Raw genomic sequence first — 10,574 nt, 5'->3', positions numbered from 1 at the left:
TGAAATGGGGCGAAAGTCTGTGGACTCTGTGTAAGACAGTACATGGTTTTTTAACTGTGGTATGCGACGGTGGTGGAAGCAGAAACTTAAATCGTGAGGTTTAGGAATCGCCGCACTTTTAGGGCGGCGAGGATGTCAAGATCCTTGCATGGCGCGGATTAATTCGGCAGCCACTTCTGGACGGGAGAATTCCGGAGGTGGTAATTCTCCTTTACGCAGCAGTTCCCGGACTTTTGTTCCCGAAAGGTGGATTCTTTCTTCCGGTAAACTGGGGCTAGTTTTGGTGGTTGCCATTCCCGAAGTGCGGGTACAGTAGAAAGCGTGTTCAAACTTCATCGGCACGATTCCCAATTCCCCAGGCTCGAACTCATCAAAGATATACTGAGCATCGTAGGTTCCGTAGTAGTCGCCGACTCCGGCATGGTCACGACCGACGATAAAATGGGTACAACCGTAGTTTTTACGGATAATAGCGTGGAAAATTGCTTCCCGGGGACCCGCGTAACGCATAGCTGAGGGGTTGATAGCCAGAATAACGCGATCTTGGGGGAAGTATTTATCCATCATGATCTCATAGCAACGCATCCGCACATCGGCCGGCACATCATCGCTTTTGGTAGCGCCGACAAGAGGATGCAAGAATAAACCATCTACCACTTCTAGGGCGCATTTTTGAATGTATTCGTGGGCCCGGTGGATGGGATTACGGGTTTGGAAACCGACAATCGTTTTCCAAGCTTTTTCGTGGAAAATTTTGCGCGATTGCAGAGGATCGATCTGATATTTGGGAAACTGGGGATGAGGATCGCGCTGAAGTAACCATATTGGACCTGCGAGGTTAATTTCTCCCTGTTCGTAGAGGACTTTTACCCCGGGATGTTTCTGGTCGTCGGTACGATAGACGTTAACTGCTTCGTGGGCTTTATTATAACGGTATTTTTGGGTTAATTCCAGGACTCCGACAAAGTTGCCTTCGCTGTCATCTAAACGAATCCAGTTGCCTTCTTTGAGCGGATCCGCCACTTCTTCCCTAACGGAAAGAGTCACGGGAATTGCCCAGGGTAAACCATTGATTAGACGCATATCATCGACGACTTTTTCGTAGTCGTCCTGTTCCATAAAGCCTTTGAGGGGACTGAAGCCACCAATAGCAATCATAACTAAATCCGAGAGCGCTCGTTCATCTAAGGAAACTCGCGGTAGTTTTTCAGCTAGGGCCAGAAATTCGGCTTTTTCGGCAGCGGTAGCAATACGATTAATTAATTGCCCACCGTGGGGCGCGATTCCTTCGGTCAGTACAGTCATAAAAATTTCTTTACATTGTCACGGTTTATCCTATCAGAAGTTGGCTAACCCTTAATCAAGGGGTTGGGACTAGCGATGATTTTCCAGTCGGAACAGTTTACAATAATGTTTGTAAAGAATTGTAAATAATTATGAGCGAAAAAGTTGTCCTGATTGTCGGCGCTACGGGGGGTATCGGTGCCACTTTAGCCCGTAAACTAGCTGTTAATGGTCATAAACTCGTATTAGTGGCCAGAAATGCCGATAATTTATCTAATTTAGCCAGTGAGTTGCCTTGTCCCTCTTTAATTGTGCCGACGGATATCACCAATCCGACTCAGGTAGAAACTTTGATGGAAAAAATTGTCTCCCATTACGGCCGGTTGGATGTGTTGGTTAATGCGGCCGGAGCCGGTGTGATGAAACAATACAATAAAATCACGCCGGAAGATTTAGATAAAATGCTCGACCTCAATCTGAAGGGGAGTTTTTATACCTGTCAGGCTGCGGCTAATGTGATGAAGGAAAATAAGGCCGGTCATATCTGTAATGTGGTGGGAATTTTGGGTAAGCATTCTATGGCTATGGCTGCCGCTTATTGTGCTTCTAAGTACGGGGTGGTCGGTTTTAGTAAATGTTTGGCCGATGAGTTAAAACGCTATGGTATTAAAATGACTTTATTCTATTTTGGTGGTGTCGATACTCCTTTTTGGGATCAGGTGAGCTTAAAAGTTGATCGCACTAAAATGTTAACCGCTCAAACCGCCGCCGATGCTATCTATTTTGCCATGAATGCTGAACCCCAAGCCGTCCCCATGGAAATTAATATTCAACCCGATAGTCATCTCTTTTTTTAGTCATCAGCTTTTTCAGTTATCAGTTATCAGTTATCAGTTATCAGTGAATAGCATTAAGTGGCAAGTTCGGAGTTTTATTTTCAATGTTTACTGCTCACTGAAAAAAACCTTTTTTTGACTTTATCTATGTTTGTTGATCATATTCATTTTTATGTAGAATCGGCCAAAAAATGGCGAGATTGGTTTGTGCGGGTGATGGATTTTCAGGCGATCGCAAGTTTGGTGAATCTCCACACGCACACGGAAATAGTTGGCAATGGCATCCAAAAAGATAAAACTAAACAGATTATTTTTATCTTATCTTCTCCCTTAAATTCCCTTAGTCCCGTGGCGGAATTTTTAAGTAAATATCCTGAAGGGGTGGCGGATGTAGCTTTTCAAGTGGAGGATTTAGACAGTTTAGCTAGGAGAATTAAACAGGACATTTTTATTGAGGAAACTGTTTTGGCTAGGGGTAAGATAAAAAGCTGTCAAATCTCTAGCATTGCTGATCTCAAACATACGTTAATTGAAAGGCAGGGAATCACGCCAATTTTAGCCGATCCTCATCTGATTCAATACGATAGTCAGCAACAATATAATCAGGATATTCTGGCAATTGATCACTTAGTTTTAAATGTTTTTCAAGGGAATTTAGAGTTAACAGCCAATTGGTATGAGGAAAATTTAGGCTTTAAAAAAAGGCAAACTTTTACTATTAAAACGGAGCGTTCTGGTCTTTATTCTCAGGTACTTGTTTACCCGAAAACTGAATTAAAATTACCGATTAATGAGCCAGATAGTAACAGTTCTCAAATACAAGAATTTTTAGATATTAATCAAAAATCTGGCATTCAACACATTGCTTTAAAAACAGAAAATATTGTAAACTTAACTAAAAAGTTAAGAGAAAAAAAGGTAGAATTTTTAGCAGTTCCCGACAGTTATTATCAACAAATTAACTATCAAAAAAAAGATTTTAATATTGCTGATTGGGAATGGTCAGAAATTAAAAAGCAGGAAATTCTCATCGATTTTGAACAAAATAGTTATTCTCTCCCGGAAAAGCCGACTTTACTGCAAATTTTCACTAAACCAATTTTTTCCCAGCCGACTTTCTTTTTTGAATTAATCGAGCGACGTCATGCCGCTAGAGGTTTTGGAGAAGGCAACTTCCGGGCTTTATTTGAAGCGATCGAACGGGAACAAATACAGCGAGGAACTTTAGATTAGAATCAGAAAAGCGAGCATTTTTCCCGTCAGACTAAGTAGGTAGGTGTTAAAAGTTTTCAGGCACCCCCCTTATCAAGGGGGGCAGGGGGGATCCCCCCGCCTATCGGCACCCCCCTTATCAAGGGGGGCAGGGGGGATCGAACCTAAAATCCATTTTTAGTTTAATTATAACCAGCTACTTATCAACGATGACGTAATTCAATCACATCTTTTTTGATCGTGACATCATAGGAACCAAAAAAAGTTTGTCCCAAGAGTCCTAATCCTTCCATTTGGGGAGAAATACCAACAATCTGATTAGATAAAGCCACCTCGCCAACCTTAACAGAATTAATGCGACCAAGATAAACAGTAACGACACCGCCGGCGGTATGAGCGACTACTTCCTTTTCCCGTTTGACTTTCATCGCTTTCGCCATGGCATCGGTGAGGACGATGCCACTAGCACCTGTATCAAAAAGCATTTCATAATAGTGACGGTTATTAAAAACCACCATCACCGTGGGAATGCCGTTAACCCGGCGTTGAATCGGTAGCTGATAAACTTGCGGGGAATTTTTCCTATTTCTAGATGAACTGCCACAGAGACGGCTAAGATCTATGTGTTGTCCATCTGCTCTTTGGAGAAAGCATTCCGATTGAGCGAGAGTCGTAGGGGTGAAGGGAAATAACAGCAGGGTGCTGGACAATGCGATCGCAGAAATAGACCTATTCATGGGTTCAACATCGAGAAGACCGACTCGGAAAAGAACGATTCTAGTTCTAGAATTCCCCAAAAATGCGGGAGAATAACAGGAGTTTAACCCGGAGGCCAAGCCATTATGCGATCGCCTAAGAGATGGACATGAAGATGATCGACGGTTTGACCCCCATGTTCCCCATTATTGATCACTACTCGATAACCTTGACTTAATTTAGCTTCGGCGGCCACTTTTTTAACAGTTAGTAACAAATGTCCCAATAGATCTCGATCGCTGTCGCTGGCTTCCTCTAGTTTCGGAATCGGTTTTTTGGGGATAATGAGGATATGGGTGGGTGCTTGGGGATTAACATCTCGAAAAGCGAGAACCAGATCATCTTCATAAACGATCGAGGCTGGAATTTCTTTCCGGATAATTTTGCTAAAAATAGTCTCACTCATAGACAGATTACTTTTTTTTTCAACTATACCATTAAGCTCTCAGCTTTTCTGGCTAGGTTATCCCGAGAAATACGCTGATTTTCAGGGTAAATTCCCAGATAAAATCATTTTTGTGCGGAAAACTAGCCTAACATCCTGTTTCATTTTCCTAAGAACTCACTTTATTTTTACTTGAGCCAAAATGTTAGCAAGGGTTTGGAGTGCGGCAATTATCGGCATCGATGCCATTAAAATCGGGGTAGAGGTGGATGTATCGGGGGGATTACCCGGAATTGCCGTGGTGGGTTTACCCGATACCGCCGTGCAGGAGTCGAAAGAAAGGGTAAAAGCTTCCCTAAAAAATGCCGGATTTGCCTTTCCCATCCGCAAAATTGTCATCAATTTAAGTCCCGCCGATATCCGCAAAGAGGGGCCGATTTATGATTTACCGATTAGTATCGGCATTTTAGGGGCTTCCGAACAGGTAGAAGCCGATTTATTGGGGGATTTTCTCTTTTTAGGTGAATTATCCCTCGATGGTAGTTTGCGTCCCGTGGCGGGGGTTTTACCCATTGCTGCCGCCGCCGAAAAAATGGGGATTAAGGGTTTAGTGGTTCCTGCCGATAATGCCAAAGAAGCGGCCGTGGTCAAAGGCGTACAAGTGTATGGGTTTCGTCATCTATCGGAAGTGGTAAATTTCTTAAATGAACCCGATCGCCATTCACCGATGACTTTTAACGCTGCCGAGGAATTTGGGCGATCGCGGGTAAATCTCCCCGATCTCAAGGATGTCAAAGGCCAAGCCATTGGTCGTCGGGCCCTGGAAATTGCCGCAGCTGGAGGTCATAACCTAATTTTTGTCGGGCCACCGGGCAGCGGTAAAACCATGTTAGCGCGACGTTTACCAGGTATTCTGCCCCAGCTTACCTTTGCCGAATCCCTAGAAGTCTCCCAGATTCATTCCGTCGCCGGATTACTGAAAGATCGAGGTTCCCTGGTGCGCGAGCGTCCTTTTCGCAGTCCCCATCACTCCGCTTCCGGGGCAGCGCTGGTGGGAGGTGGCACTTATCCCCGACCGGGAGAAATCTCCCTTTCCCACCGTGGTATTTTATTTTTGGACGAATTAACGGAATTTAAGCGCAGTGTCTTGGAATATCTCCGGCAACCCCTAGAGGATGGTTATGTGAGCATTTCTCGCACTCGTCTTTCCGTCGCTTTTCCGGCCCGTTTTACTCTAGTGGCCAGTACCAATCCCTGTCCCTGTGGTTATTACGGCGATTCGGTGCAACCCTGCAGCTGTTCACCGCGACAACGGGAACAATATTGGGCGAAATTATCGGGGCCGCTTTTAGACCGTATTGACCTACAAGTGACGGTAAATCGCCTGAAACCAGAAGAAATGACCCAAGAGAGTCGGGGAGAAGCTTCTGAGCAAGTGCGGCAACGGGTAGAAAGGGCCAGACAAAAGGCCAGCGATCGCTTTCAGAATACGGGGATTCGCTCTAATGCGGAGATGAATTCCGAGCATTTGCGGGGTTTTTGCGCTCTTGATCATAGCAGTCGCCATATTTTAGAAGGGGCAATCCGAAAATTGGGTTTATCGGCCCGAGCAATGGATCGCATTCTCAAAGTTGCCCGCACCATTGCCGATTTAGGAGATAGTGAAATGCTGAAAAGTTCCCACGTTGCCGAAGCAATTCAGTATCGCACTCTCGATCGTTTAAGTTAGGGTTTGCGGCAAAAAGTTTGTTGCTGGGGTTAGGAGTCGGTCGTCAGGATTCAGGATTCAGGAGTCTGGAGATAGGGTTTTAGGGTTTTAGGGTTTTAGGGTGTTGGGGTTTTAGTTGAAATTCCCCCAATACCCCACTACTCCACTTCCCCATTTCCCAATTCATAATTCCCCCATTTCCCCACTTCCCCATTTCCCCACTTCCCCATCTCCCTACACCCCACACCCCACACCCTACACCCTACACCCCACACCCTACACCCTCTTTCAAGTCAGGAGTCAGGAATCGGGGGATTCTAAGCGTTTTTGCCATTCTCGATCGATTTTATCCGAGCGCTCGCTCTCTTGTTCGAGATAGTCTTGATCCGTAGAATAACTAATATCAGCATCCCTAATCACTTTTTGGTCGGCAAATTGACGAGAGTAGGCCAGTTTTTGCTCTAATTCAGGATTATTTTGGGCTAATAAATCTGCTCTTTTTTCTCGCTGTTGATTGCGTTGATTAACCCGCTTATTTCTCCACTGTAAAAAGAAATAACGACCGAGGGGAATCCCCAAAAAAGCAGCGGCATAACTGAGGAGAAAACCGTAGATACCTGTGACTATCGACCCCAGAGAACCGCTCAAATCAACACTATCACTGTTGAGCAAAAATCCTAAAACTAAAGCGAGGATAAAGTTAACCACCCCTAAACCTAAAGCTAAGATAATTTGACCGCTATCCGCTTCGCTAAACTTCCAGCTTTTTTCCCTTAGATAGGGTGACAATGCTTGTACTTTTCTCTCTTTGGTTGTCACCTGTAGATCGGGAAAATAATAGATAATATCGCCTCGATCGGACACCTGCGGCAACCCATTAAAGCGAGTTAAAACTGGAAGTATATAATCTTCTGTCTCCTCCTGACTGGGGGTAATACTATCCAGATAGGGGGCAATTTGTGGAGCAATAATCGAGCCACGATTATTTTGAATTACTTTACCGATAGTTTGCCAGCGTCTCTCCTCTAAATTAAAATTAGGATCGCCATCGCCAAAGAGAAAAGAAAAAACTGCCTCGAGAAAATTCATCTTACTAGGGGGTTTTTCTGCCTTAACTTCCCGATCTCTTCTTTCGTAGTAGTTATTACCAAAATCGGGATAAAAAATCCAGAAAAAGTCCGTGGGAAAGAAGTTAATATTAATTTTGCTATCTCCAGAATTGTTATCCGAGTCACTATCTTTGAACATTAAGCCTATCAGGATCGCCAGAATAGCGAGCAACAGGATTAAAATCGAAATAATTAAAACAATACCAAAGGAAATGCGAATAACATAAAAAACTACTTGCCAGATTTTACTCCCGAAAGCTTTTAACTGCAATTGCCAATATTTATTCAGAAGAATTGAGCGAAAATTTTCGGGAAAAAGATAGATAATCTCCCCCGTATCTGCTACCTGTAAATGTCCCCCCGCTTCCGCCGCTAAAGCTAATAATCCCTGTTGTGCAGCGTTAATCTCTAAACCCGATTTTGCCGCCACATCACCCACCGTAACCCGATAGCCTAATTTTTCGATCGATTGTAATAGAGACTCTTGGGGATTCATAGAAAATACTGTTCCTGTCGATTATCCTATTTTCTAGTTTAGTTTTGATTTTGTCTTTTTGGCAGCGGCTATCTTGATTGACAGGTGCGGCATTTTGGACTCGATCGAGAAAATATCGTTATAATTGTTCCAATAGTCGCAAAAAGCAGGGCTAAACTGTATAAATAGTTACTTTATAAGCAATTATCAGAGGTGAGCATGAATGCGTCGGAACAGGCAAAAGGATTAGAATTAACGGCGAAGATCGCCACACTCGTCAACCTGTTTAAACAACAATTCCCCGATGCAAAGGCAGATCTGAAACCTTGGCGCAATGATCCCCACACAAGGGAGTTAACGGATCCCGACTCGATCGATATCGCTTTCCATTTTCCCGGTTGGAGTCCCAGAATTCAAGGGCGCAGTATTCTGGTACAAATTCGTTTTCATCTCGATAGCGAGGATCAGCATCAGCGTTTGATTGGCTTAGAAATGCAGGCTTTTAACCATCAAGGAACCGCTTGGCGACTATCTACGGTGGAAAATTGGCAATTAGTCGGCAATTATCAACCTTCTCCTAAGGTGGCTGATAAGTTAAAATATTTCAGCCGGCAGGTGTTTGAAGTTTTTAAAAATGAGCATCGATAAGGCTCTTTCAGCACTCTCGGCAAAAGATCGTTATTCGATCGAGATTAAATCGGTCATAATGAGAAGCTATAGGACTAAATTAATTCTTGAAAGTGCTTCGCTTTAGCGGAAATTTTTAACATTTTTTCTGGTTGATCGTGAATCTCATTTTTTTGAGAGGATTTACGGCTGCTGGTGGTTGTTTTAGAAATACTGATATTTTTAATACTAACAAAGCGATATTGATAGTCCTGAAGAAAATCGGGTTGATTCCCAAATAAGCGTCCGATTTCACGACAATAGGAGACAAAGCATTCGGCTCCTTTTAATTGTTTGGTTATCGATGAATTAGAATCTCTGCTTTTCTTCATTTCCAGACAAAGGATAACTTTTTCAGAAGTGGTATTAGCGATAATTATAAAATCTGCACGCTTACACTCACCTTTATCACCAGTAAAAATTGTGCGGACATCAAAAAACTCATCTAGCTTGATCACAATAACTCGATCGGGTTCAGGCATTCCACTAATCACAAACGAATAGTTATCTTGATTTTCTGTCAGTTTCAGTAAATAACTATCTCGTTTGTATTCTTTTTTATACTCTAACTCTACTATCGCACAATCCCTAATCATTTCTTTGAGGATAGCAATATCAGACATTACTCCTCACCCCAAATAATAGCCGTTTGAATACGATTCATATTTTCGATAGTAGTATCAAAACTACGCGCTTCAATACCCATTTCTGGATCAATTTTAGCGGGATTTAAAGTGTGAAATTTGGTCTTTCTTTTTTGTCCTTTTAAAATCTTTGAATCTTCTTCAGCAATATAGACTTTAACTTGATCGGCCGATAATAATTCCTCTTGTCTATAGCCTTCTTCTGCGGCAATTTGTTTCAGGTGTGGTTGATTATGGTTAAGCATAATTAATGTGTTTATTTCCTTGATAATATAATCACTGTGAGTAGTGATAAAAACTTTAATACCAATGTTGATCAGTCGAGCGAAAAGTTTAGCGATACGGCGTTGATTTTCTGGATGGAGATTTAATTCAGGTTCATCTACTATCAACAAATCTCCGATGCGAGCTTCGTGTCTTAAATAAAAGCCAATGTCTAAAAGAGAACGTACAGCACTAGAACTTTCATCCATCGATAGTCTAAGTCTTTTTCCTTGTCTTTTTACTTTAGGAATGTAATAAAGTTCATCATTGTTAGTAATCATATATTGACCACCAATAATATCGGCAAAATCTTCTAAAATACTGGGATGATTTTCGTCAATAAAGCTAGTTTTTTTGACAATTGTTTCTATTTGTCTAGTAAAATCTACATTTTTTTTAACCAGTAGCGCATAATCCTGAGAAACATTAAATAACAGTTCCCTAGGATCAAAATTGCTATTTTTGCTAATTTCTTCCAGTAAACGATTACGAGCAAAATTTAACTCTTTGCGAAAAATTGCCGCTCCTGTCCTTTCTGCACTGGCAATAAATGGCCTGGGAAAAAACTGAGAGAAAATTATATCTTGGATGCTGTCGTAAATGATCTCCTCAAGAAAATGCACTGGCAGATTTATTTTTTCTGTTTCTGTTAATAATGTGATGGATAAATAAGGGTCATTTTCAGGTTTGCTAATCGAGATAATTTCCCATGTTGCTGTACTAATTTTCTTTTCATACTTATTTTGAAATTGAATATTGTCAAAATTTAATTCTATCTGAAAATCAACATTTTTAAATCTCTCCTCGTTGGCCGCAAAAACTTCAGGTATTTGTTGAATATATCTTTGACAACCTGTAGTAAGAATACTTTCACACTGTTGAACATACTCCTGTAGATCGAGACTAATTACACCATCAGAAAGTAGTTGCTCAATTTTTTCTTTGAGGCCAAATCTTGGTTTCGTTAATAGTCTTCGCCAAGTGTCTAAAAAACCGAATAAAGCGTAGGTAGCATAAGTTTTACCTGTATTATTACGACCACAGATAATTGTGAGGTCGCCTAGACTGAATTCTGCTTGTTTTAAAATGCCAAGATTTTTAATCTCTTCGGGTCTAATTCCCCGCCGCTCGCGGCGTACAATAGAAAAATGAGTGAATACATCCATAAGAGCCATAATGTAAGTGTTTTGCTATATCATTTAGTGTTCCCAGCCAAATATCGTAAAGCCGTTTTC

11 protein-coding genes and 1 pseudogene are annotated in these 10,574 nt (G+C 42.0%); 6 read left to right on the top strand and 6 right to left on the bottom strand.

The window, feature by feature from the left end; genetic code table 11:
* Positions 1-135 precede the first annotated feature (135 nt).
* On the bottom strand, positions 136-1,305 hold the full coding sequence (sat, locus tag PX482_RS21200; RefSeq protein ID WP_288026614.1) for a sulfate adenylyltransferase: 1,170 nt from the start codon (positions 1,303-1,305) through the stop codon (positions 136-138).
* Positions 1,306-1,436: 131 nt separating this feature from the next.
* On the opposite strand from sat, the gene PX482_RS21195 reads away from it, so the two are divergent.
* Entirely contained in the window at positions 1,437-2,141 is a 705-nt protein-coding gene (locus PX482_RS21195; protein ID WP_002757862.1) for an SDR family oxidoreductase, read from the top strand.
* 126 nt (positions 2,142-2,267) lie between these two features.
* Positions 2,268-3,353, top strand: a complete 1,086-nt coding sequence (hppD, locus tag PX482_RS21190) for a 4-hydroxyphenylpyruvate dioxygenase (RefSeq protein WP_288026615.1) — start codon at positions 2,268-2,270, stop codon at positions 3,351-3,353.
* 182 nt (positions 3,354-3,535) lie between these two features.
* Here the strand turns inward: hppD and PX482_RS21185 are convergent, their stop codons facing one another.
* The gene (locus PX482_RS21185; RefSeq protein WP_185237484.1) at positions 3,536-4,069 is read right to left on the bottom strand and encodes a retropepsin-like aspartic protease family protein; all 534 of its coding nucleotides are present in this window, start codon (positions 4,067-4,069) and stop codon (positions 3,536-3,538) included.
* A gap of 83 nt (positions 4,070-4,152) precedes the next feature.
* Positions 4,153-4,494 (bottom strand): histidine triad nucleotide-binding protein, encoded by a 342-nt coding sequence (locus tag PX482_RS21180; RefSeq protein WP_002757854.1) that lies wholly within the window; start codon positions 4,492-4,494, stop codon positions 4,153-4,155.
* Between the two features lie 181 nt (positions 4,495-4,675).
* Here PX482_RS21180 and PX482_RS21175 point away from each other — a divergent pair, with 181 nt between their 5' ends.
* Entirely contained in the window at positions 4,676-6,202 is a 1,527-nt protein-coding gene (locus tag PX482_RS21175; protein WP_002757852.1) for a YifB family Mg chelatase-like AAA ATPase, read from the top strand.
* Between the two features lie 115 nt (positions 6,203-6,317).
* Positions 6,318-6,560 (top strand): hypothetical protein, encoded by a 243-nt coding sequence (locus PX482_RS21170; RefSeq protein WP_192846060.1) that lies wholly within the window; start codon positions 6,318-6,320, stop codon positions 6,558-6,560.
* Here PX482_RS21170 and PX482_RS21165 read toward each other — a convergent pair.
* Positions 6,482-7,786: a hypothetical protein gene (locus PX482_RS21165; protein ID WP_002757850.1), complete on the bottom strand. Its 1,305-nt coding sequence runs from the start codon at positions 7,784-7,786 to the stop codon at positions 6,482-6,484. The two genes, PX482_RS21170 and PX482_RS21165, sit on opposite strands and share 79 nt — an antisense overlap.
* Before the next feature lie 198 nt (positions 7,787-7,984).
* On the opposite strand from PX482_RS21165, the gene PX482_RS21160 reads away from it, so the two are divergent.
* Positions 7,985-8,413: a Tery_1686 family protein gene (locus PX482_RS21160; RefSeq protein WP_002743840.1), complete on the top strand. Its 429-nt coding sequence runs from the start codon at positions 7,985-7,987 to the stop codon at positions 8,411-8,413.
* 74 nt (positions 8,414-8,487) lie between these two features.
* On the opposite strand, the gene PX482_RS21155 is transcribed toward PX482_RS21160, so the two are convergent.
* Together PX482_RS21155 and PX482_RS21150 are read right to left on the bottom strand one after the other, a co-directional pair.
* Complete coding sequence (locus tag PX482_RS21155; RefSeq protein ID WP_002757849.1) at positions 8,488-9,054, bottom strand: hypothetical protein; 567 nt, start codon at positions 9,052-9,054, stop codon at positions 8,488-8,490.
* A complete protein-coding gene (locus tag PX482_RS21150) occupies positions 9,054-10,505 on the bottom strand; it encodes an AAA family ATPase (RefSeq protein WP_288094909.1) in 1,452 nt (483 codons plus the stop codon). The genes PX482_RS21155 and PX482_RS21150 overlap by 1 nt, the downstream gene beginning before the upstream one ends.
* On the opposite strand from PX482_RS21150, the pseudogene PX482_RS21145 reads away from it, so the two are divergent.
* Positions 10,488-10,574, top strand: a pseudogene (locus tag PX482_RS21145) (IS200/IS605 family transposase); the annotation flags it as partial. The gene PX482_RS21150 and the pseudogene PX482_RS21145 overlap by 18 nt on opposite strands.

Source organism: Microcystis sp. M53602_WE12, from assembly GCF_030065455.1.
Lineage (GTDB): Bacteria > Cyanobacteriota > Cyanobacteriia > Cyanobacteriales > Microcystaceae > Microcystis > Microcystis aeruginosa.
Note: the sequence above shows the minus strand (reverse complement) of the source record. Positions and strands in the feature narration are given on the sequence as shown.